Source organism: Salinimonas sediminis, from assembly GCF_003429285.1.
Classification (GTDB): Bacteria; Pseudomonadota; Gammaproteobacteria; order Enterobacterales; family Alteromonadaceae; genus Alteromonas; species Alteromonas indica.
This window is the reverse complement of record NZ_CP031769.1, coordinates 3,924,796-3,945,090: the sequence shown is the minus strand read 5'-3', so window position 1 is coordinate 3,945,090 and position 20,295 is coordinate 3,924,796. Positions and strand designations below refer to the sequence as shown.

Here is a 20,295-nt window from a genome sequence, read left to right as displayed (position 1 = left end):
GGAAATCGCGGGTAACTTGATTTACCCGATTTTGTTCATACTTACTGTACGTTTTGGCGTTTACGATTATGCCAGCGTGTTAACCGCAGCAGTTAACCAATTCCTATTCTGGTTGAACAATTACTGCCCTTCATTAATACAGGCTATAGCATGAAAGCATTGGATATTTCCGGACTGCGGAAAACCTATAAAGGGGGTGTTCAGGCCCTCAAAGGTCTGGACCTTGAGGTAGACGAAGGGGATTTTTTTGCCCTTCTGGGCCCCAATGGTGCAGGCAAATCGACCACAATTGGCATTATTAGTTCGTTGGTAAATGCTTCTGAAGGTTCGGTTAAAGTCTTTGGGTATGATCTTGCCAGCCAGATAGATGCTGCCAAAGCATGCATCGGGTTAGTACCGCAGGAATTTAACTTCAATCAGTTTGAAACGGTCTTGCAGATTGTGCTTAATCAGGCAGGCTATTACGGCGTGCCGCGCGGCGAAGCGAAAGCGCGGGCGAAAAAATACCTGGCCCAACTGGATTTATGGGAAAAACGGGATGCCCGGGCCCGCGAATTATCGGGCGGTATGAAACGTCGCTTAATGATTGCCCGGGCGCTCATGCATGAACCAAAATTACTCATACTGGATGAGCCCACTGCCGGTGTCGATATTGAAATCCGCCGGTCAATGTGGACCTTTTTGAAAGAGATAAATGAACAGGGTATTACGATTATTCTGACCACTCATTATCTTGAAGAAGCGGAAATGCTTTGTCGCAATATCGCCATTATTGATAAGGGGATTATTGTGGAGCACACCTCCATGCGAGCCTTACTATCAAAGCTAAGTACCGAAACTTTCGTCCTTGATTTGGCACATAGCGACCGTACCCCCATTCTGCGGGGCTTCGAACACCGTGTAATTGATACGCACACGCTGGAAGTCGATGTCGAAAAGCAGGAAGGGTTGAACCCCGTATTTACCCAACTGACTGAACAGGGTTTTCAAGTGCTTAGCATGCGTAATAAGGCGAATCGCTTAGAAGAATTATTTGTCAGGCTGGTGGAGTCGGGCCGGGCACAGCAAGAGGCAGTAACGAATGCATAAACAAAACAACTGGGTAGCGCTAAATACCATCTGGATTAAAGAGTGCACCCGCTTTTTGCGCATCTGGATTCAAACATTGGTGCCACCCGCTATTACCATGAGTTTGTACTTTGTGATTTTTGGTAATTTGATAGGCGATCGGATTGGCCAGATGGGTGGGTTCACCTATATCGAATTCATCGTGCCGGGCCTTATTATGATGTCGGTGATCACAAACTCATATTCAAATGTCTCATCCTCCTTTTTTAGCGCCAAATTTCAGCGCAATATTGAAGAGATGATGGTGGCTCCTGTACCGACCTGGGTCATCATTGCCGGGTTCGTGGGTGGCGGTGTGGCGCGGGCTATGCTGATTGGTATCATTGTCACATTAGTGTCGCTGTTTTTTGTGAATGTTCAGTTCCATCATATTGGGGTCATAGTACTTACGGTATTATTAACCTCCATTTTATTCGCCACAGCGGGCTTGATTAACGCTATCTTCGCCAAAAGTTTTGACGACATTAGCGTAGTGCCGACGTTCGTGCTCACTCCGTTAACCTATTTAGGCGGCGTTTTCTATTCACTGAGTCTACTGCCTGAATTCTGGCAAATAGTCAGCAAAGCTAACCCCATTGTTTATATGGTGAATGGCTTCAGATATGGTTTCTTAGGGGTTTCAGATGTCGACATTGCAGTCTCGCTAAGCGTGTTGGTAGTGTTTAATATTGTTTTGTTTACGCTGGCCACCTACCTGCTTAAAACCGGGCGGGGGATACGTAGTTAAGATGAGCGATCAGCACTCTAGCGCCAGAAGCATATCCACTACCCAAACCCAGGTTCACGAAAAGCTGGATGCGCTCGTAAAACGCTATCAACACGCCACTAATCAGCGGCCTGTCAGTGCCCATACCCGGGAGGCTTTTCAGCGAGCCTGTGACTGGCTGGGCGACTGGTCGGGAGAGATTATTATAGATTCATGCTGTGGGGTAGGCGAGAGCACAGCACGGCTGGCTATGGCGAACCCCAAAGCAAAAGTGATTGGTCTGGATAAGTCCCAGGCGCGGCTTAGCAAGCATAGTCATTATCAACAGCAGGCTAGCAATTATTGCGTTATACGGGCCGACGTAAATGACTTTTGGCGATTGATTGCCCAGCATCACTGGCCGGTTTCAGCCCATTATTTATTGTACCCTAATCCGTACCCGAAACCCGCTCAGGTACAAAAACGCTGGCACGCATGTGCAGCGTTTGTCGATTTAATGGCCTTAACGCCTAATGTACGGGTGCGCAGTAACTGGCTTATTTATTTGCTGGAGTTTGCCCAGGCAGCGCAACATTATGGGGTTGCTAGCAATCTGCATCAGGTAAGTGATGGTCAGGCATTCACGCCATTTGAACGAAAATATCAGGACAGCGGGCAGACCTGCTGGGAACTGGTCTGCCGGGCTGATGAGGTTGATGCTTAGTCGGCCAGGGTGGGCTTCGGCGTACTGAAAACAAAACCTTGTGCATAATCTATCGGTAGATGATGCACAATCTCCAGTATATCGAGATCTTCAACCTGTTCTGCCACAACGCTGATACGCTGCTCGTGCGCCTGTTCGCACACATAGCTGATAAACTCCTGTACCGCGGGCGTGGTTTGATAATGACGGAGTAATCCTCCGTCAAGTTTTATCCCGCGTAAGGGAAGCTCAAGCAAACGTTTAATATTCCCGGGTACACGGCCCACATTATCCACAAACACCCCAATACCTGAAGGCTGGATTGCGTCGACAAACGCCCCAAACTGTGCGAGATCCGAAATAGCAGATTGCGCGCTAACTTCCACACACACCCGCCCCGGATTGCAATAGGCTGACAGCTGCTGCGAGAAAAAGCTAAGTAAAGCCGGATTGTGCAGATCAGCCAAATCCAGGTTGATATTCCAGCTCAGGTTTTTATTGGCAAAAAATTTGGCGCACTGGGCAAACATTGTCTCGGTTAACTGCTGGACATGATTGTGCCGCTCCACCAGATACAGAAATTCATTCGGCAAATAAACCTTTTCCGGTTCCGTCACCAGCCGCGCTAGGCACTCATAGCGCCATACGCGGTCGGTGCGTAAATCGACAATAGGCTGAAAATAAGGGACAATGTCTTCCAGCCGAAAAGGGTCTGTTATTTCTCGTATCGGCATGGTTGGTTTCCTTTTCCATCACAGCCTCAATATAACAGAGCTGTGTTTAAAGCCAATGCATGATGGCATTACCGGCGAAAAAAATGGCTTAATAAAAAATACTTATGCCAGCTATAAATAGAATAATAGCGCTCAGCGGTCTGCACAACTTGGCCTGAGTGCTATTATGGGGTAAAGTTCCGCTCCTTTGTATTGGTTCTGCTAAGTTTTCAGCAGGCTCAACAAGTCAATACAGACATGCTGTCGGACTGACTGGCGTATTGCCGTAGTGGTGGTTATTACGGTCCTTAGCAAATAGAGGTGTGTTTAGTGGTGGGTGAAGCTCAGGTTAGTCTTAAGCACTTGTTTCGGGTCTTTACCAAACCTGAACACAAGGACTCAAAATTAGCGCAGATTGAACAGCATTTGTCTGACAATATTATGGACTTTTTGTCACAGCATGTGGTGACTAAAAAGACCTCGCTGGAAGAAATTGAAAAAGATTTTGCCTTGCCCAGCGTACCGGAATCCCCTGAGTTTGTGTCAGAACATGCAGAATCATTACTGACAAAGCTGGTGGCGCATTCGGTCAACACTTATTCCCCTACGTTTATCGGTCACATGACTTCTGCTTTGCCATATTTTCACCTGCCGCTATCAAAATTATTGGTGGGGCTTAACCAGAATCTGGTGAAAATAGAAACTTCAAAAGCCTTTACGCCGTTGGAGCGTCAAGTGCTGGGTATGATGCACAATCTGATTTTTGACGAAGCAGATGCGTTTTATGATCAATACCTGCACAGTGCCAAACATGCCCTTGGGGCCTTTTGTTCCGGGGGAACCATTGCCAATATTACGGCTTTATGGGTAGCGCGCAATAAGCTTCTGGGCCCACAAAAAGGCTTTAGCGGTGTAGCGCGAGCTGGGTTAGCTGCGGCCTATCGCCACTATAATATAAATAATCTGGGCGTCATCTGTTCAAAACGCGGACATTACTCGCTATCTAAAGCAGTAGATGCCCTTGGGCTTGGACGAGAGCAATTGTTGACGCTGCCATGCCCTCAGCAGACGTTACGTCCGGAAGACGCTCTGGCCCAGGGCCGTCGGTACCAGGAAGAAGGTAATAAGGTACTGGCTGTAGTCGGTATTGCCGGCACCACAGAAACCGGCCATGTAGACCCATTAGATGAGCTGGCCGATGTGGCTAAAGAGTTAGGCTGCTGGTTTCACGTGGATGCTGCCTGGGGCGGTGCGACGCTATTCTCTTCGACCAATCGGGCGAAGCTGCATGGCATCAGCCGGGCTGATTCGGTCACTATTGATGCGCATAAACAAATGTATGTGCCAATGGGGGCCGGTATGGCTATATTTCGGGATCCGGAAGATGCCAACGCGGTGCGTCATCATGCCCAATATATATTACGTGAAGGTTCCAAAGATCTGGGGGCGACTACTTTAGAAGGCTCCCGCAATGGGATGGCCATGATGGTGTATTCAACGTTGCATATTTTGGGGCGGCGCGGCTATGAACTGATTATCGACCAGAACATAGAAAAAGCGCAGGCCTTTGCGCAAATGATTGATCGGCATAGCGAATTTATGCTCACCACCACACCTACTTTGTCGTTGCTAACTTATCGTATATGCCCGCAGGGGGTACAAGAGGCGCTGCAATTAGCTGGTGAAGAAGAGAAAATAAAGTTAAATCAGAAGCTCGACCGATTGGTTGTAGGCGTGCAAAAGGCGCAGCGTGAAGCGGGTAAGTCGTTTGTTTCGCGAACCCGGCTAGAGCGGGAAGAGTTAAACGGCTTAGCCATTACTGTGTTCAGGGTTGTACTGGCAAACCCGCTCACTACCGAGCAGGATTTACGCAATATTTTGGCCGAACAGGTTGATATTGCCAAGGGAATGCGCCTGTATAAAGAGCTGAATAAGGCCGCCAGACAAATTGTTCAGGCAGCGGTTCAGGCTTAACAAAGCGTGGGGCGGAAGGGGAAAACGGTACCAACTTTTTAGCCGGCTTGGCTTCCCCTGTATACCGAGGTTATAAGGTAACGGTGGTATTATCTATAAGCCGGGTTGTACCCAGGTAGGCCGCCACAAGTATCACCAGAGCTTGATCTTGCGGGCTCGCCTCAGCCAGGGTAATTGCATCGCGAATATGGATGTAATCTGGCGCAAAACCGGCGCTGCGTAGTTGCTGAGTATACTTTTCGCGCAGGCTTGTGAAATCCTTTGCCCCCCCCACTAATTCCGCTTTCAACTGGTTCATCATTTGCGGTATTTGCGGGGCAAGCTGGCGCTCATGGGCATTCAAATATCCATTGCGAGAGCTCAGTGCAAGGCCATCTTCAGCGCGCTGGGTGGCCACACCATGAATTTCAATATCCAGTGATAAATCCTGAGCCATCAAGCGTATAACCTGTAATTGCTGGTAATCTTTCTGCCCGAAAAAGGCGTGATCTGGCTGCACCATATTAAACAGCTTATTGACCACCGTGGCGACCCCCCGGAAATGCCCGGGACGGCTGGCACCGCACAGAATAGAAGAGATTTCAGGTACTTCTACAAAGGTTTGCTGATCAAGCCCACGGGGGTACATTTCTTCTACGCTGGGTAAAAATAACACATCCGTGGCGTGTTGCTGCAACGCAGTTTTATCTTGCTCAATGGTGCGCGGGTAGGTTGCCAGGTCTTCATTTTTACCAAACTGCAACGGATTGACAAAAATAGAGCTGACTACAATATCGCAGGTTTCGCGGGCGGCGGCAATCAGGGTGAGGTGGCCAGCATGCAAATTTCCCATGGTGGGGACCAGCGCTACGGTTTTGCCTTCTTTGTACCATTGTTTACGCAAGGTACGCAGTTGTGCGATAGACTCGATCGTTTGCATAAGATTACTCGAAGCTGTGCTCTGGGCCAGGAAAAGCACCGCTTTTAACCTGTTCAATGTATTGCTGCAATGCTTGGCGTAAATCGCCGTTTTCTGCCAGATAATTTTTGGAGAATTTCGGCATATAGTTAGCGCTAACCCCGAGCATATCGTGCATCACTAATATCTGACCGTCCGTACCGTTACCCGCACCTATACCAATCACCGGAATGCTCAGCGCCTGCGAAATTTTACGTCCCAGGCTGGTGGGCACGCATTCTAATACCAGTAATTGAATACCCGCTTGCTCCAACGCCAAGGCATCGTCAAGCAGTTGTTGTGCTTTGTCACTTTGACGGCCCTGTACTTTAAAGCCGCCCAGCACATGAACTGACTGGGGAGTAAGGCCCAGGTGCCCACACACCGGTACGCTGCGCTCTACCAGGCCACGTACTGTGTCGCATAGCCATTGCCCACCTTCCACTTTTACCATACTGGCACCGGCAGCCATTAAGGTTGCAGCATTGGTATAGGATTGTTCTGGTGTGGCATACGACATAAAGGGCATATCGGCTAAAACAAAGGCCCGTGAGGTGCCCCGGCGAACCGCGCGGGTATGGTAGGCTATATCTGCTACTGTCACATTTAACGTATCGTCCTGGCCGTGCAGAACCATGCCCAGGGAGTCACCGATTAACAGCGCATCAATGCCGGCTTCGTCGAACAGTTTGGCAAAGCTGGTATCGTAGGCCGTTAACGACGTAATTTTTTCACCGGCTTGCTTTTTTGCCAGCAGGGTGGAGACAGTCACTTTTTTCATAGCACAAGAAACTTTGTTGATTAGCTAATGGGCGAACTATACGGATTTTACGGCTGATTGGAAGAGCGCAACCGGCGTAAACCTTCCAGAGAACATTTTGCTACCCAGGCAGCCAACGGCTTTCCGTCGGGCATGATCATATTGGGCGCAATCTCAAATAACGGCACCAACACAAACTCCCGCTCAGCAATACCATAGTGGGGTATCGTTAATTCACGGTTATCAATGTGCTGATTACCAAATAGCAGAATATCTAAGTCCAGCGTACGCGGGCCCCAACGCTCTTCTTTACGCACTCTGCCATGGCTTTGCTCAATTTCCTGCAGCCCATGGAGCAAAGATAACGCAGGTAAAGTTGTTTCCAGTAACGCCACCGCGTTTAGAAAATCAGGCTGATCTTTGGGCCCCATAGGCGAGCTGGCGTACAATGAGGAATGTTCCAGTACCCGGGTTTCACTCAACTGGCCAATCGCTTTTAACGCTGATTGAATAATTTGAGCAGAGTCGCCCTGGTTGCTGCCTATGCCTATATAGACATGTTCCTTATGCATTCTCATCGCCTTTTGCTTTAGCAGGCTTCTTGCGGCGACGTTTTGGTTTGGGGCCAGCACCTTCTTTTTGACGTAAGGTACTTAGCATCTTTTTCTGCAGACCAGGTTCGCCATGCTGAAATTGGGTCCACCAATCGGTCAACTCAAGCAGGTCGCCCCCTTCCGTTTCTCCACGCACCTGTAAAAAGTCGTAGGCAGCGCGAAACTTAGGATGGCTAAGCAGCTGAAATGCACGGCGACCAAACCGGCGCGGCAAGCGGTGTTGTAGCATCCAGATATCCCGGATCACGGTGGAAAACCGCTTAGGAATCATAATACGCTGGGTTTGACGGTGCAGTATATCGCCCGCCGCAATATTAAACGCATCATGCTGGCTTAGGCCTGCTTCAGCTTGTAGTTTCTGTGCATGTTCTTCCAGTGGGTACCACAACAAGGCGGCATACAAAAATGCCGGTGTGACCCGCATGTTGCTGTTCACCCGCTCGTCTGTATTGGCTAGTACAGTCAATGCGAATTGCATTTCTTTACTACGGGGATCATTAAGCAGCGGCGCTAACTGAGGAAACAACGGCTCCAGCAACCCGTAATCGTGCAATGCAACAAAGGTATCTTTACCCTGACCGGACAAAAATAACTTCAGGGTTTCTTCAAACAGCCGGGCTGGCGGGATATTGCTTAACAGGTGAGCCAACGGCTTCAGTGGCGCTGCAGTAGGCTCGGCAATTTTCATATTCAGTTTTACCGCAAAGCGAATAGCCCGCAACATGCGAACCGGATCTTCGCGGTAACGTACTTCCGGATCACCAATCAACTCAACCTGTTTCTGCGCAATGGCTTTACGGCCGTTGGCAAAGTCGGTAACCGAAAAGTCGGCGACGCTGTAGTACATTGCATTGAAGGTAAAGTCACGCCGCTCGGCGTCTTCTGCAATAGTGCCAAACACATTATCGCGGAGTAACTGGCCATCTTCGCTGGCTTTACCACGGGTGCTGGCGTCTTGCGCAGCAGGATCATGATGCCCTCGGAACGTGGCAACTTCGATAATCTCCCGGCCAAATACAATATGCGCCAGACGAAAGCGCCGGCCAATCAGGCGACAGTTTCGGAACAAACCTTTAATCTGCTCTGGGGTAGCGTTGGTTACCACATCAAAATCTTTCGGTAGCAGGCCAAGCATGAGGTCGCGAACACAGCCGCCCACCAAATAGGCTTCAAAACCGGCACTGTTCAGCCGGTACAGAACTTTTAATGCATTATCAGAGATATCTTCTCGCGAGATGCCGTGCTCAGCCCGTGGGATCACGACCCCCTCAACAGTGGCCTCACTACTGTCTGATTTGCCAAAAACCCGCTTAACGGTATCAAACACACGCGTAATAATAATGATATCTCCGATGTTATATAGACTGGTTATAATAAGTGGATTCGCGCTTATCGACAATAATCTCACTTACGTGTGGTAGTTTCTCACAATCAAAGTGAGAAACCGCCCAGGCCAGTATTTTATCACAACTGGCGCGGGTAAGCGTATCTGGAACCTGAAGATGCAGAAAATTCAGCGCCATTACCAGATTTTCTGTCGCTTTTTGATTATCCAGAGGCGCAGCTTTGTTCTGTTTACTTAACTTATAGCCATGTTCAGTGGCCGCCACCGGGATGTGGGCATAGGTGGGGGCCGTTTTTCCCAACGCCTTATAGAGCGTTAGGTGCGCCGCAGTAGTGGGCAAAATATCACTGCCCCGGACAACATGGTTTACCTGCTGATATATGTCATCAACCACTACGGCTAAATTGTAAGCATACAGTCCATCACGCCGGCGCAGTACAAAATCCTCTAGTGCATGGGCTGTGTTAATAAGCTGGGAGCCTTGAATACGGTCAGTAAAAGAAGTCTCAGGTAAGGCCATGTTAAACCGCACAGAGGCGTTTTGGGGACCATGCCCAACATGCCGACAGGTACCGGGATAACCTTCAGGGTACTGACGAATGACTTTGCGCGTACAGGTGCAATAATATGCCTGGTGGGTAGCCAATAGCGAATTGATTGCTTGTTGATAGGCTACTGTGCGGGTGGACTGATAAAGTACTTCATCGTCCCAGTATAAACCGTGCGCCCTGAGGGTGGTCAAAATCGCTTGATCAGCCCCTGCAATACAACGGGGTGCATCGGTGTCTTCCATACGAATTAGCCACCGGCCGCGATGGGCCCGAGCGTCAAGAAAACTGGCCAGCGCTGCAACCAGCGAACCAAAGTGAAGAGGGCCAGACGGGGAAGGCGCAAAACGTCCCACATAGGCTGTGAAAGAAGGTGTAAGCATTACGCTGATACCGGGAACATCATTGCAATAGCGGGTAACAGCAAGGTGCTGTTACCGCCATAACTTGCAAAGCGTGATTATCCCTGCATTTGTTTTTCTTTAATTTCTGCCATGGTCTTGCAGTCGATACATAAATCAGCGGTCGGCCGGGCTTCAAGCCGGCGAATACCAATTTCAATACCGCACTGATCGCAAAAACCAAAATCGTCCGCTTCAATACGCTTCAGAGTTTTTTCAATTTTCTTGATAAGCTTGCGTTCGCGATCGCGGGTACGCAGTTCCAGACTGAACTCTTCTTCCTGCGCAGCACGGTCTACCGGGTCAGGAAAATTTGCTGCTTCATCTTTCATGTGCGTAACGGTGCGGTCGACTTCTTCACGAAGCTGGTCGCGCCAGGCTTTCAAAAGCAGACGGAAATGTTCTGTCTGCGGTTCATTCATGTACTCTTCATCAGGCTTGGGCTGATACGGTTGCAACCCAGCTAATGCTAAAAGTCCTAGGGATTTCGTTTCTTTTCCTGTTGGCATGTGCCACATCTCCTACACTACGACACCCACGATGTCCCAAAAAACCGATTATCTATAGCAAAATCTTCGGCTACGGGCAATCCAAAGTGTCAAAGTAACCTTTCCACTGGTGATCTTACTCATGCAAAAACCACCACGTTTGCAACCTGAAATTCCATTGCAAAGGTAAAAAGCAAGGCGCAAATATGGCGTCGTGCTCGAAAAAATCAACCTGTTTTTTACAAAATAACAGGGAGTGTTTGATTTATCTCCATTTTTTGTTGGTTTATCGAGCAGCCAAATGCAACAATATTCACGCCATTGCGCTGCGCATCCAATACGGCCTCGTTATAGCGGGGATCAATGTCCCGTGCAATATGTACTGTGGCAATCCCCGTATGTTGAACACAAAATGCCAAGGTGGTGCGAATGCCACTAAGCGCCAGTTCGGATAATTCCTGGCAGTGCCGGGTTCCCCTGCTAGTCACGGCGTCGGGAAAATAACCTGCTTGGTCCCGTGCCAGGGTGACTGATTTGACTTCCATGTAGTGTAGTTCATTCGCTTCAAAAAGTTGAAAATCGAAGCGGCTGCTGGCCCCCGGCGGTGTTACCTCTGCAACAAACCGCTCAACCGGTTTAAATTGGGGCAGGGCCTTGTTATTTATCGCTTCCGCTACCAGTTTATTAGCCATATGGGTATTCACCCCGATGAAGTTCCCGGCAAAATCCTGTGCCAACTCCCATGTGTAGGCCAGTTTTCGTTTAGGATTGTCAGAGCGACTGAGGTAGACCGTAAAGCCAGGCTCGGCACAACCGGTCATGGCCCCGGTATTAGGGCAATGCGCCACGACGACGTCGCCCCCGGGTAACTCCACATCGGCTAAAAACCTTTTATAGCGGCGGATAAGCTTTCCGCGTACCAACGACGTAGTAAATTTCATTAGATTACGTTGTAATAAATTTTGACTAGTGTAACAACCAAAAAAGGAATTGTTATGACTGATTTTGACGTCTGTCTTTCACAAGAACCCGCTGCGCAACAGTGGGGCGACAATGCACCACTGAGTATGAACAATACCGGGGCTACGATTCATCTGTCGGATTCGCCGGACCCTTTACGCTCAATAGCGGTTGCCGCACGTACGCTGGATAATCTGAATATAAGTAAAGTACGCTTGCAAGGCGACTGGAGCTTTGAGCAGCAATGGACCTTTGCCATGAGCTACACCCGCCCTCGTACGCCGGGTACAATCACGTGGGCAGACACGCCGGATAAGGACAAGTTGAAAAACCATTTTGCGGCACTGCAGTTTACCCGCCAACTGGTAAACGATACACCTGAAGATTTAAGTCCGGAAAATCTGGCCCGCCGGGCAGCTAACTGGATTAAAGAGTTGGGCGGCGATAAGGTCTCTATTGAAATGACCACCGGTGAAGCGTTAAAGGACGCCGGCTGGATGGGTATTTATAATGTAGGCCGAGGCAGTGAGCGGCCGCCGGTATTACTGGAAGCAGATTTTAATCCTACGGGCAATCCCAATGCGCCAGTGGATGCCGTTCTGGTCGGTAAGGGGATCACCTTCGACAGCGGCGGTTATTCAATAAAGTCCAGTGAAGGTATGCTGGATATGAAATGCGATATGGGCGGAGCAGCTACCGTGACAGGTGCATTGGGCCTGGCGATGACCTCGGGTCTTAAAAAACGGGTAAAGCTATTATTATGCTGCGCCGAAAACTTGATCAGCGGACACGCATACAAGTTAGGCGATGTGATTACTTATAAAAATGGTGTAACAGTGGAAGTGGTTAACACGGATGCTGAAGGCCGCCTGGTGTTGGCCGACGGCTTATTACGGGCTACGGAAACCGGCGCTCCATTAATCATTGATGCGGCTACATTAACCGGCGCAGCAATGGTTGCCCTGGGTAAAGACTACCATGCAGTATTTAGTATGGACGAGGCGGCACGTCAAAAAATGCTGGCCAGCGCGCAGCAGGAAAATGAAAAATTCTGGCCCTTGCCCCTGGAGCCGTTCCATAAAAACCGCTGTCCCAGTGCCTTTGCCGACACCGCCAATAGCCGCCCGCAAAAAGGCGGTGGGGGCGCCGGGGCGTCCAATGCTGCAGGTTTTCTGGCGCGCTTCGTTAACCCGGAGGGTAAAGGCTGGGTTCACCTGGACTTAGCGGCAGCCTACAATGGTAGCGCCACTAGTGACATGCCGGTGGGGGCAACCGCAAAAGGTATCCGCTCTATTGCCAGAATGTTGCACGACTTCTAATACCCATTGTTAAATGTGCCCAGATGGGCACATAAACCCACAGGTTATAAAAGACCTGTGGGGGACTGGTGTGGCAACCAAGGCGGAATTAAATTCCGCCCAACCGCTCTGCCAGTTGCTTATAACGTTCTACATCGCCCTGTTCAAACAGAGGTTCACCTGCCGGGCCGGTATCTTTTGCGGTTAGCAAGCTTTCCCGCTCAAGCCGTTCGACCCGAATTTCCTGAATCCCCAAAAATGCAGCTACTTCTTTAACGTTCATCAAGGCCATGCTATTCAATCCTTATATTGGTGATAGTAAAAGTAAAGCGTAAATGCGACAATTTGCTAGTTAATTAACGAATAAATTAAACCCAGCCGAATGTGTGCCGGGTTTGGCCTGTAGCACACTACAACGTGTTAAATGAATTATTGGGTAGGGGAGTTGTATAAATGGATACCTGGTCGGCGGCAGTCATGCTTTTTCTTATCATGGATCCGCTGGGTAATCTGCCGATATTTATGTCGGTGCTTAAATCCATCGAACCCAAGCGCAGGCGCGTAATTTTAATTCGTGAGTTGCTACTGGCGCTGCTGATATTGTTTATTTTCCTGTTCAGTGGCCAAGCGGTTCTGGATTTTCTGAATGTTCGCCAGGAATCGGTAAGTATTGCCGGCGGCATCATTTTGTTTCTTATTGCTGTCAAAATGATATTCCCTCAGGCCGGTAATCCGTTGGGATTAGCCGTAGGTGAAGAGCCCTTTCTGGTACCGCTGGCGATCCCTATGATCGCCGGGCCGTCTACTCTGGCAGCGCTCATCTTGCTATCTAATCAGAACCCTGAGCGAATGGTCGACTGGTCCCTTGCGCTCGGCGCAGCCTGGCTAATAAGTGCGGTTATTTTATTATTTTCAGGTGGCTTTCATCGCTTATTAGGCGAACGCGGCCTTATTGCCATGGAACGTCTGATGGGTATGATTCTGGTGATGATCGCCATTCAAATGCTATTAGATGGCATCGCCCAGTACTTTTCACATACTTCTGGAATGTTTTAATGACCCAACCAAGATTAAATACCTTCGCCCGCGTTAGAGAGTTGGGTGACTGGAAAGCGGTTGCTTTTGGTGCCGCGCTACTTGAGCGTATGTTACCCAATTATACGCTGTTCTGTGATGCTACAGGCTATGAGGACGAGGGCGTTCACCGTAAATGCCTGGACCTTGTATGGGAATGGCTTCGCACCCCGCGCAGTAAAATTAACTTTGCTGTCCATCTGGAAAAAGTAGAAGACGCTACCCCGGATACTCAGGATTACGATTTTTATGGTGTCTACCCTGCCATCGACGCCGCGATGGCAATGAGTGCGCTGATCAATCTTGTATTGGCGCAGGATGAGCAGGGCGCGGTGGTAATAAGCAAACTGTCACAGGGTTCGGTAGAAGCATTTCTTCTTCTAAGTGATGAAGCTACGGATGACAATGTTAAAGACCATCCGTTGATGCAATTTGAAATTGAGACACAGCAAGAACTATTAGCAAAGCTTGATACCATGGGACGCAAACCCGAAGCATTGGATGCGTTCAGGGCGATGTCGCTGGAAGCCGGTATGTCAAATATTGGTCTGGAGCTTTAATCCATAGCCTGGGCTTCGACCAGCAAATAACATAGCTGAGCCAGGTTTTTTTGCTTGACCACCTGATAGCCATCAGGCAATACCGGAAAGCCCGCCGTACCTTCTTGCTCAATATAAATGAGTCCGTTTGGTTTAATCAGCTCGCGCTGTACGATAATATCCAGCGCAGGTTGGACCAAGCCGCAGTTAAATGGCGGATCAATAAAGATCAGGTCGTAGGTTTGGGAAGTGTTTTGCAGTAAGCTAAGGGCGTCTCCACGGGTCACGAGGCCATTCGCATTCAGGGTTTGCAAATTACGGGTTAACTGGTTGGCCGCGGTAACATCCTGCTCGAAAAAATCGCACGCGCTGGCATAGCGTGACAGGGCTTCGATACCCAGCGCACCAGAACCAGCAAAAACATCCAGACATTGGGCATTGCGGGTATCATGCATTAACCAATTAAACAGGGTTTCTTTATTTCTGTCCGTGGTAGGACGTAAGCCCTGAATATCTGCCACAGGTAATTTTCTGCCGCGCCACTGGCCGGCAATGATCCGAACATGACCGGTTCGGGAGGAAGAGGTAGGGTGGGCTTTAGACGCTCGCTTCATACTGGTTGACAATGTTATCATAACGACTGGTTATGGCTGGTCAGTTTAGCCGAATTTATACTGAATTAATAAGGGTTTGTCCGCACAATGTCGAAACTTTTTGGCTGGTTCCGTAAGAACAAGCAATCTGATAAAAAGCACGAAAAGGAAACCGTAGAAAATAAACCGGTTTCTGAGTCTTCAACCCCGTCATCTGTACCCGATACCCAGGTTGATGAAGTTACCAGCGAGGCCGTGGCCGACCAACTAAACGAGGCACATGAAGAGGTTAGCGAAACATTAGAGCAAACTCCCGCTAAAACAGTTGAAGCTGAGCCGTTAGCCACACACACTGAAGAGCCAGAGCCAGAGCCAGAGCCAGAGCCAGAGCCAGAGCCAGAGCCAGAGCCAGAGCCAGAGCCAGAGCCAGAGCCAGAGCCAGAGCCAGAGCCAGAGCCAGAGCCAGAGCCAGAGCCAGAGCCAGAGCCAGAGCCAGAGCCAGAGCCAGAGCCAGAGCCAGAGCCAGAGCCAGAGCCAGAGCCAGAGCCAGAGCCAGAGCCAGAGCCAGAGCCAGAGCCAGAGCCAGAGCCAGAGCCAGAGCCAGAGCCAGAGCCAGAGCCAGAGCCAGAGCCAGAGCCAGAGCCAGAGCCAGAGCCAGAGCCAGAGCCAGAGCCAGAGCCAGAGCCAGAGCCAGAGCCAGAGCCAGAGCCAGAGCCAGAGCCAGAGCCAGAGCCAGAGCCAGAGCCAGAGCCAGAGCCAGAGCCAGAGCCAGAGCCAGAGCCAGAGCCAGAGCCAGAGCCAGAGCCAGAGCCAGAGCCAGAGCCAGAACCAGAGCCAGAGCCAGTCGTCGTTCCCGCGCCGGCCCCGGCGCCGGCCGAGAAAAAATCGCTGTTTAGTCGCTTACGCCAAAGTTTATCGCGTACCCGAGCAAATCTGGGCAGTGGTTTTGTCAGTCTGTTTAAAGGCAAAACCATAGACGATGAGCTCTACGAAGATCTTGAAACCCAGCTGCTGGTGGCAGATGTAGGTATGAATACCACATCCACTATTATCAATAAGCTAACCGACAGCGCGAAACGGTCGCAGTTAAAAGATGCCGAGGCTTTACTGGATATCTTAAAAGAACAAATGCGCTCTATGCTTAAAGGGGTTGAACAGCCGCTAAATACGGTGATTAACAATCATGATAGTAGCAAAGGCCCCTTTGTCATTTTAATGGTAGGGGTGAATGGAGTGGGTAAAACTACCACTATCGGGAAGCTGGCTAAGCAGTTCCAGCAAGACGGCAAAAAAGTAATGCTGGCCGCCGGCGACACGTTCCGCGCAGCAGCAGTAGAGCAATTACAGGTATGGGGAGAGCGCAACAGTATTCCGGTTATCTCCCAGCCCACTGGCTCTGACAGTGCTTCGGTGTTGTACGATGCGTTGCAATCTGCGCAGTCGCGCAAAGTGGATGTATTGATAGCCGATACCGCAGGGCGTTTGCAAAATAAAAATAACCTGATGGAAGAGCTCAAAAAAGTGGTCCGGGTAATGAAAAAGATTAACCCCGATGCGCCCCACGAAGTAATGCTGACATTGGACGCCGGTACAGGCCAAAACGCGGTAAGCCAGGCGAAACTGTTTAATGAAGCAGTCAACCTTACCGGAATCACTTTGACTAAGCTTGATGGTACGGCTAAAGGCGGGGTAATTTTCTCGATTGCTGATCAGTTTGGTATCCCTATTCGCTACATTGGGGTGGGCGAAGGCATTGATGACCTGCGAACCTTTAACGGGGACGAGTTTATCGATGCCCTGTTTAGTGAAGCAGAAGGCCGCTCGTAAGGTACTGGTAGCAAAGCATTCAAGCAGGGTAGAAACGTTATGATTAAATTTGAGCAGGTAAGCAAAACCTACCCTGGCGGCCAGCGAGCGCTGAGCAAGGTTAACTTTCATATCGCCCCGGGTGAAATGGCTTTTTTAACCGGCCATTCGGGGGCAGGTAAAAGTACCATACTAAAACTTATCAGCATTATGGAACGGCCCACAGTGGGACGGGTGATGATCAACGGCCATGATCTCAATACCATTAAGCGCCGGCAAATTGCCTATATTCGACGTGATATCGGAATGATTTTTCAAAGCCACCAGTTGTTGATGGATAAGTCGGTGTTCGACAATGTGGCTTTGCCGCTGGTTATTGAAGGGTTCACCCACAAAGAAACCTCGCGCCGAGTACATGCAGCGCTGGATATGGTCGGGTTAAGCGACAAAGCCCGCGATTTGCCCATTATGCTATCTGGCGGGGAACAACAACGCGTAGGGATTGCGCGGGCGGTAGTCAATAAGCCCCCCTTACTATTGGCTGATGAGCCTACCGGCAACCTGGATCCCAAGCTATCAATGGAAATTGTACGCTTATTCGAAGACTTTAATCAGGCCGGCGTGTCGGTATTGATTGCTACCCATGATCTCGGCTTAATTGCGCGTATGAAATACCGCACATTGACCCTTAAAGGTGGCCAGATGATAACCGATGGGCTTAATGAAGATGGGCAGGAGGCGACATCATGAGCCTGTTATTTAAAGGCCGTCCCCAGGGGGCCAGCGACAGCCGTGTTGGCTTTTTCCAGATAATCAGCATGATCCTGGTGTCTCATGTGCGTCAAGCGCTAGGTAGCCTGGGCGAATTGTGGCGCCAGCCGGCGGCTTCCCTGATGACTATCGGGGTTTTAGGATTAAGTATAACCTTGCCAAGTACCCTCTATATCCTGGTTAAAAATACCGAAAAAATCAGCGCAGGCTGGGAGCAAGCCTCGGAAATTTCGCTATTTCTTAAAGCTGAAACCAATGCAGGTAGCGCACAACAATTGATTACCCGCATCAAAACCTGGCCTGAGGTCGACAGTGTGACTTATATTCCGGCCGATGAAGCGCTAAAAGAGTTCCAGCAGCTTTCCGGGTTAGGCGACGCAATGGCGTATCTGGAGGCCAATCCATTGCCAGATGTGGTATTAGTGACGCCGGGTGAAAAGTTCGTCTCGCCGCAGGCCGCCGGCCAGTTGTTAGAAAAGTTAACGCAGCAGCGCGAAGTGGATGTGGGTAAGTTAGATATTGAGTGGTTAGAAAGGCTCTATGCGGTGCTGAATATTGCCCGGGAACTGGTCACTCTTATCGGCGGCTTATTGTTTATCTCAGTGGTATTGATTATCGGCAATACGATTCGTTTAAATATTCTTAATAAGCGTGATGAGATTTTGGTAATGAAACTGGTGGGGGCGACCGATGCCTTTATTCATCGGCCTTTTTTATACACCGGCTTTTGGTACGGTTTACTGGGTGGGCTGATTGCCTGGTTCGCCGTCATTATTATTTTATGGTGGATGGACAGCAGTATTCAGGCCTTTGGCAGTCTTTACCAAAAAGAATTTAATATTACCGGCCTCACTGGCAGTGCGTTGTTAACGATGTTAGGGCTATCAGTTGTATTGGGGTTACTTGGCTCAATAATATCGGTGCAACGACACGTTCGCGAAATTGAGCCCAAGTAGTTCACGCTATCGGTGGTCCGTTAGCCTGTATCAGTAAGCCCGTGGCAATCGGCCGGTGCTTATAAGCCCTGGCTCTGTAAGGGAGTAGGGCTGGCCTGTACGAAGGGCACGGCTAGCCGCGCCGTATAAAAGGCTATAGGGCCGCCCAGGGGTACCTTGGGCGTTAGAGTAGGCAGCACTATGTACACCCCGCTAACCCCGCATGGGTATGACAAGGTCGAAGCAGTGCTGTAGTAGGCTGTTAATTGCTGGTATTAGAGCGTGGAAAGTAGGACGAGATAGTACTGCGGACACTATTGCCCCAGATAATCGCTTGGTTATACAAACCATGCAGCTGCTTTTGATCAATATCCAGCGCTTTTGATTGTTTCACTACATTGAGCCATAGAGCGCTTTCAAAGGCACGTACCAGCACCATATAGTGGTTAAATTCATTAGATTTACCCAGCAGCGCGTCGATAACCTCATCAACCAGCGGCAGTTGCTTCAGAATCCCCGGCATATCCTGGTCCAGCAACGCATCAAGCAGCGAAAATAAACCAACCAAAAAGCCGACCGGCGGATTCATCTGCTGTTTACGGTGTTGCGCTAACAGATCAAAAAACTTAGCTCTGACCAGTGACATGTGAATAATTTCTAGCGGCTTTTCATCGCCCAAGTGAGTCAACGACAACAGGGCTATAAACTTCTTAATTTCTACTTCACCCATATAATTGAGGGCATGTTTCAGTGAAGTGATTTTATGGCGCTTGTTAACGGTGGGGTTATTAATAAAGCGCAATAGCAGATAACTAAGGGCCGCATCCCGTTCAATAATCTGATTGATGCGGTTTAAATCAAATTTTTCTGAGGAACTTTCGCCCATCAGCTCTACCAGATTCATTTTTGAAGCGGGAAGCTTTCTGGCGATACGCGCTTCTGGTAGGGAGAAAAAGTACCCCTGAAACAGATCGAAGCCAAGTTCGCGACACTCGGTAAATGCCTCATGCGTTTCAACATTTTCAGCAATAAGCTTAACGTCCGCATCAATGTATTGTGGTAACCGTTTAGCCACATGCTCGGCGCGGATTTTACCCACATCAACCTTGACGATATCCAGCAAGGGCAGAATGTCTGACTGACCGCTAAGCATCATAGGGTCGTCGAGGGCAATTTTATAGCCCAACTGTTTTATGTGTTCGCACGCCTGGATCAGGCCCTGAGTCTGGCCGGGGTTTTCAGATAGCTCTACCACGACCCGATCCGGGTCAAGCGAGGTGGGAAAGCGTGAAATCAACGTCTCGGCACTAAAGTTTATAAAAGACATTTTGTGCGAGCTGATATCATCCAGTCCTAACGGGTTAAACCGCTCGGTGATAAGGGCGGCTTTATCAGAAGCTGGCTCAGGATAGGTACCGCCTTTGCCGTCGCGAAACAACAGCTCGTAAGCAAATACATCTTTCTCACCGTCCAATATTGGCTGACGTGCTATAAACGCAAACATACCGATAATTCTTCCTGGTGTTCAGCCATATCACTGAGCACATTTTCAACATGATTTATTCACTTTACCGTACAGTGTGTTTGCGATCCAGCGATAAACCAATGATAGGCCCCGTAAAAACAAAGCGCTGAAGCATACGGTGGGGGCGGCGAAATTCACATGCACACCATTATACTTACAGTTTATCGGCGAACGTTATAATGACGAACGCTGTTTGTCATAGCCTGTATTGGCCGAGCTGGCAGGAAGTATAAGTTGTGGGATGCGCAAGCCGCGCAATAAGCCGGTACAGAGCAAAGTGATTTCACCAGCGTAAGCAAATTGCGGCAGGCTTGAAACGATAAGCCCAGGTTAGTTGATATAACGAAGGCGACAGGGGCCGAACCGACACGAGTTGCCGAGAGTTATTACCAAGAGTGCCGTGGCAGTCAGGTGGAGCTGGGTAAAAGAAGGCTTCCAGCCAGTGGCTTACGAAGCCACCACAGATGCCACCACGCGCCATGGAGGGCGGTAATAAAT

General features: G+C 49.5%; 21 protein-coding genes. 10 read left to right on the top strand and 11 right to left on the bottom strand.

Translation table 11 applies throughout. The features are described from left to right. Window positions 1–150 precede the first annotated feature (150 nt). From D0Y50_RS17365 to trmB, 3 genes are read left to right on the top strand one after another with little or no spacing between them, the layout of a single operon-like run. Complete coding sequence (locus tag D0Y50_RS17365) at window positions 151–1,089, top strand: ABC transporter ATP-binding protein (protein WP_108568927.1); 939 nt, start codon at window positions 151–153, stop codon at window positions 1,087–1,089. Next, window positions 1,082–1,855 (top strand): ABC transporter permease, encoded by a 774-nt coding sequence (locus D0Y50_RS17360; RefSeq protein WP_108568926.1) that lies wholly within the window; start codon window positions 1,082–1,084, stop codon window positions 1,853–1,855. Before D0Y50_RS17365 ends, D0Y50_RS17360 begins: the two co-directional genes overlap by 8 nt. Window position 1,856: 1 nt before the next feature. Further along, a complete protein-coding gene (gene trmB / locus D0Y50_RS17355) occupies window positions 1,857–2,537 on the top strand; it encodes a tRNA (guanine(46)-N(7))-methyltransferase TrmB (protein ID WP_117318194.1) in 681 nt (226 codons plus the stop codon). Here trmB and D0Y50_RS17350 read toward each other — a convergent pair. Then, complete coding sequence (locus D0Y50_RS17350) at window positions 2,534–3,250, bottom strand: EAL domain-containing protein (protein WP_117318192.1); 717 nt, start codon at window positions 3,248–3,250, stop codon at window positions 2,534–2,536. The genes trmB and D0Y50_RS17350 overlap by 4 nt on opposite strands. A 312-nt stretch (window positions 3,251–3,562) precedes the next feature. Here D0Y50_RS17350 and panP point away from each other — a divergent pair, with 312 nt between their 5' ends. Continuing rightward, window positions 3,563–5,203, top strand: coding sequence for a pyridoxal-dependent aspartate 1-decarboxylase PanP (panP, locus tag D0Y50_RS17345; protein WP_108568934.1), 1,641 nt, complete (start codon window positions 3,563–3,565; stop codon window positions 5,201–5,203). A gap of 70 nt (window positions 5,204–5,273) precedes the next feature. Here panP and panC read toward each other — a convergent pair whose 3' ends face one another. From panC to sfsA, 7 genes are all read right to left on the bottom strand, one after another. Then, window positions 5,274–6,122, bottom strand: a complete 849-nt coding sequence (gene panC, locus D0Y50_RS17340; protein ID WP_108568923.1) for a pantoate--beta-alanine ligase — start codon at window positions 6,120–6,122, stop codon at window positions 5,274–5,276. A 4-nt stretch (window positions 6,123–6,126) separates the two neighbouring features. Continuing rightward, window positions 6,127–6,921, bottom strand: coding sequence for a 3-methyl-2-oxobutanoate hydroxymethyltransferase (gene panB / locus D0Y50_RS17335; protein WP_117318190.1), 795 nt, complete (start codon window positions 6,919–6,921; stop codon window positions 6,127–6,129). A gap of 47 nt (window positions 6,922–6,968) precedes the next feature. Next, a complete protein-coding gene (gene folK, locus D0Y50_RS17330; RefSeq protein ID WP_108568921.1) occupies window positions 6,969–7,472 on the bottom strand; it encodes a 2-amino-4-hydroxy-6-hydroxymethyldihydropteridine diphosphokinase in 504 nt (167 codons plus the stop codon). Continuing rightward, complete coding sequence (pcnB, locus tag D0Y50_RS17325; RefSeq protein WP_108568933.1) at window positions 7,465–8,772, bottom strand: polynucleotide adenylyltransferase PcnB; 1,308 nt, start codon at window positions 8,770–8,772, stop codon at window positions 7,465–7,467. Before pcnB ends, folK begins: the two co-directional genes overlap by 8 nt. 97 nt (window positions 8,773–8,869) lie before the next feature. After that, window positions 8,870–9,790, bottom strand: a complete 921-nt coding sequence (gene gluQRS, locus D0Y50_RS17320; RefSeq protein ID WP_117318187.1) for a tRNA glutamyl-Q(34) synthetase GluQRS — start codon at window positions 9,788–9,790, stop codon at window positions 8,870–8,872. A 77-nt stretch (window positions 9,791–9,867) separates the two neighbouring features. Then, window positions 9,868–10,317 (bottom strand): RNA polymerase-binding protein DksA, encoded by a 450-nt coding sequence (gene dksA, locus D0Y50_RS17315; protein WP_108568919.1) that lies wholly within the window; start codon window positions 10,315–10,317, stop codon window positions 9,868–9,870. A 218-nt stretch (window positions 10,318–10,535) separates the two neighbouring features. Further along, window positions 10,536–11,237 carry a DNA/RNA nuclease SfsA gene (gene sfsA, locus D0Y50_RS17310; RefSeq protein ID WP_108568918.1) on the bottom strand — a complete coding sequence of 234 codons (702 nt, stop codon included), beginning with the start codon at window positions 11,235–11,237 and terminating at the stop codon, window positions 10,536–10,538. A gap of 54 nt (window positions 11,238–11,291) precedes the next feature. Here sfsA and pepB point away from each other — a divergent pair, with 54 nt between their 5' ends. After that, window positions 11,292–12,575 carry an aminopeptidase PepB gene (gene pepB, locus D0Y50_RS17305; protein ID WP_108568917.1) on the top strand — a complete coding sequence of 428 codons (1,284 nt, stop codon included), beginning with the start codon at window positions 11,292–11,294 and terminating at the stop codon, window positions 12,573–12,575. Window positions 12,576–12,663: 88 nt separating this feature from the next. Here the strand turns inward: pepB and D0Y50_RS17300 are convergent, their stop codons facing one another. Next, a complete protein-coding gene (locus D0Y50_RS17300; RefSeq protein WP_108568916.1) occupies window positions 12,664–12,846 on the bottom strand; it encodes a helix-turn-helix domain-containing protein in 183 nt (60 codons plus the stop codon). A 161-nt stretch (window positions 12,847–13,007) separates the two neighbouring features. Between D0Y50_RS17300 and D0Y50_RS17295 the strand changes: the two genes are divergently transcribed. Together D0Y50_RS17295 and D0Y50_RS17290 are read left to right on the top strand one after the other, a co-directional pair. Further along, entirely contained in the window at window positions 13,008–13,610 is a 603-nt protein-coding gene (locus D0Y50_RS17295; RefSeq protein WP_108568915.1) for a YhgN family NAAT transporter, read from the top strand. Next, window positions 13,610–14,188, top strand: a complete 579-nt coding sequence (locus tag D0Y50_RS17290; protein ID WP_117318184.1) for a YjaG family protein — start codon at window positions 13,610–13,612, stop codon at window positions 14,186–14,188. The genes D0Y50_RS17295 and D0Y50_RS17290 overlap by 1 nt, the downstream gene beginning before the upstream one ends. On the opposite strand, the gene rsmD is transcribed toward D0Y50_RS17290, so the two are convergent. Then, window positions 14,185–14,802 carry a 16S rRNA (guanine(966)-N(2))-methyltransferase RsmD gene (gene rsmD, locus D0Y50_RS17285; RefSeq protein WP_117318181.1) on the bottom strand — a complete coding sequence of 206 codons (618 nt, stop codon included), beginning with the start codon at window positions 14,800–14,802 and terminating at the stop codon, window positions 14,185–14,187. The genes D0Y50_RS17290 and rsmD overlap by 4 nt on opposite strands. 66 nt (window positions 14,803–14,868) lie before the next feature. On the opposite strand from rsmD, the gene ftsY reads away from it, so the two are divergent. The 3 genes from ftsY to ftsX are packed head-to-tail and all read left to right on the top strand — an operon-like array spanning window position 14,869 to window position 18,293. Continuing rightward, window positions 14,869–16,587, top strand: coding sequence for a signal recognition particle-docking protein FtsY (gene ftsY / locus D0Y50_RS17280; protein ID WP_232366296.1), 1,719 nt, complete (start codon window positions 14,869–14,871; stop codon window positions 16,585–16,587). 39 nt (window positions 16,588–16,626) lie between these two features. Beyond that, window positions 16,627–17,316, top strand: coding sequence for a cell division ATP-binding protein FtsE (gene ftsE, locus D0Y50_RS17275; protein ID WP_108568911.1), 690 nt, complete (start codon window positions 16,627–16,629; stop codon window positions 17,314–17,316). Further along, entirely contained in the window at window positions 17,313–18,293 is a 981-nt protein-coding gene (gene ftsX, locus D0Y50_RS17270) for a permease-like cell division protein FtsX (RefSeq protein ID WP_117318179.1), read from the top strand. Before ftsE ends, ftsX begins: the two co-directional genes overlap by 4 nt. A gap of 241 nt (window positions 18,294–18,534) precedes the next feature. On the opposite strand, the gene D0Y50_RS17265 is transcribed toward ftsX, so the two are convergent. Then, entirely contained in the window at window positions 18,535–19,776 is a 1,242-nt protein-coding gene (locus D0Y50_RS17265) for an EAL and HDOD domain-containing protein (RefSeq protein ID WP_108568909.1), read from the bottom strand. Between the last annotated feature and the right edge of the window lie 519 nt (window positions 19,777–20,295).

What these genes read in the sequence shown, in the direction of transcription:
- D0Y50_RS17365 (WP_108568927.1), top strand. Translation starts at nt 151, where the DNA reads ATGAAAGCATTGGATATTTCCGGACTGCGGAAAACCTATAAAGGGGGT.
- D0Y50_RS17360 (WP_108568926.1), top strand. Translation starts at nt 1,082, where the DNA reads ATGCATAAACAAAACAACTGGGTAGCGCTAAATACCATCTGGATTAAA.
- trmB (WP_117318194.1), top strand. Translation starts at nt 1,857, where the DNA reads ATGAGCGATCAGCACTCTAGCGCCAGAAGCATATCCACTACCCAAACC.
- D0Y50_RS17350 (WP_117318192.1), bottom strand. Translation starts at nt 3,250, where the DNA reads ATGCCGATACGAGAAATAACAGACCCTTTTCGGCTGGAAGACATTGTC.
- panC (WP_108568923.1), bottom strand. Translation starts at nt 6,122, where the DNA reads ATGCAAACGATCGAGTCTATCGCACAACTGCGTACCTTGCGTAAACAA.
- panB (WP_117318190.1), bottom strand. Translation starts at nt 6,921, where the DNA reads ATGAAAAAAGTGACTGTCTCCACCCTGCTGGCAAAAAAGCAAGCCGGT.
- folK (WP_108568921.1), bottom strand. Translation starts at nt 7,472, where the DNA reads ATGCATAAGGAACATGTCTATATAGGCATAGGCAGCAACCAGGGCGAC.
- gluQRS (WP_117318187.1), bottom strand. Translation starts at nt 9,790, where the DNA reads ATGCTTACACCTTCTTTCACAGCCTATGTGGGACGTTTTGCGCCTTCC.
- dksA (WP_108568919.1), bottom strand. Translation starts at nt 10,317, where the DNA reads ATGCCAACAGGAAAAGAAACGAAATCCCTAGGACTTTTAGCATTAGCT.
- sfsA (WP_108568918.1), bottom strand. Translation starts at nt 11,237, where the DNA reads ATGAAATTTACTACGTCGTTGGTACGCGGAAAGCTTATCCGCCGCTAT.
- pepB (WP_108568917.1), top strand. Translation starts at nt 11,292, where the DNA reads ATGACTGATTTTGACGTCTGTCTTTCACAAGAACCCGCTGCGCAACAG.
- D0Y50_RS17300 (WP_108568916.1), bottom strand. Translation starts at nt 12,846, where the DNA reads ATGGCCTTGATGAACGTTAAAGAAGTAGCTGCATTTTTGGGGATTCAG.
- D0Y50_RS17295 (WP_108568915.1), top strand. Translation starts at nt 13,008, where the DNA reads ATGGATACCTGGTCGGCGGCAGTCATGCTTTTTCTTATCATGGATCCG.
- D0Y50_RS17290 (WP_117318184.1), top strand. Translation starts at nt 13,610, where the DNA reads ATGACCCAACCAAGATTAAATACCTTCGCCCGCGTTAGAGAGTTGGGT.
- rsmD (WP_117318181.1), bottom strand. Translation starts at nt 14,802, where the DNA reads ATGATAACATTGTCAACCAGTATGAAGCGAGCGTCTAAAGCCCACCCT.
- ftsY (WP_232366296.1), top strand. Translation starts at nt 14,869, where the DNA reads ATGTCGAAACTTTTTGGCTGGTTCCGTAAGAACAAGCAATCTGATAAA.
- ftsE (WP_108568911.1), top strand. Translation starts at nt 16,627, where the DNA reads ATGATTAAATTTGAGCAGGTAAGCAAAACCTACCCTGGCGGCCAGCGA.
- ftsX (WP_117318179.1), top strand. Translation starts at nt 17,313, where the DNA reads ATGAGCCTGTTATTTAAAGGCCGTCCCCAGGGGGCCAGCGACAGCCGT.
- D0Y50_RS17265 (WP_108568909.1), bottom strand. Translation starts at nt 19,776, where the DNA reads ATGTTTGCGTTTATAGCACGTCAGCCAATATTGGACGGTGAGAAAGAT.